The sequence below is a fragment of the Nonomuraea recticatena genome (assembly GCF_039533245.1).
GTDB lineage: Bacteria > Actinomycetota > Actinomycetes > Streptosporangiales > Streptosporangiaceae > Nonomuraea > Nonomuraea roseola.
In genome coordinates, this window is sequence record NZ_BAAATE010000176.1 from 1 (window position 1) to 587 (window position 587).

Below are 587 nucleotides of genomic sequence, written 5' to 3' on the forward strand. Positions count from 1 at the left end.
TTCTGTGAGCCAAGGAGTTGGAGATGGCAATTGTCTTCCTAAGGCCGCTTGGCCTCCGACTTCCCGCAAGCGACCAAGACCGCTCCCATCAAGATCACCCGCCAGCCGAAACCACCCGCGCCGAAGCCGAGCGAAGCACCTCCCTTCAAGGAGGACGTCCTCCTGTTCGACGAGATGGGATTCCCGCCCCGACCCAACCCGGCCCCACGCACGCCGCCGCGGGCCGGCAGCAACGCCCGACCGACCGCCACAGCAACACCCGTAATCACGGCCCCTGCGGCCACTATCCAGAGGAGTTCCACCATGTCGAACACCGTCACCAACCCGTACGCGCACCTGATCGACAGCTCGTCGAAAGCCACCTTCCGCGCCTCGACCCAGGAGGCAGCGGAGCAGGCGAGGAAGGATGCCCGTGAGCGGGAGGAGCAGGCCGCTGCATTGCGGAGTGACGCCCAGGGCTGGATCGAGAAGGGCTCGGCCGAGATCGCCGAGCCGCTCCTGCGAGAAGCCGCCGCCCTCGAGGAAGACGCGGAGAAGCGCCGCCAGGCCGCCGCGGCCTACGAATCGGTCTAGACCAGTGCCGGCGC

At 67.5% G+C, this 587-nt stretch carries 1 protein-coding gene; it reads left to right on the plus strand.

Features of this window, described 5'->3' with window-relative positions; translation table 11 throughout:
* The first annotated feature begins 303 nt into the window (after positions 1–303).
* Positions 304–573, plus strand: coding sequence for a hypothetical protein (locus ABFX50_RS51020; protein ID WP_346158556.1), 270 nt, complete (start codon positions 304–306; stop codon positions 571–573).
* Positions 574–587 lie beyond the last annotated feature (14 nt).

Bases quoted from the DNA above. Each gene is read 5' to 3' on its own strand.
- ABFX50_RS51020 (WP_346158556.1), top strand. From the start codon at position 304: ATGTCGAACACCGTCACCAACCCGTACGCGCACCTGATCGACAGCTCG.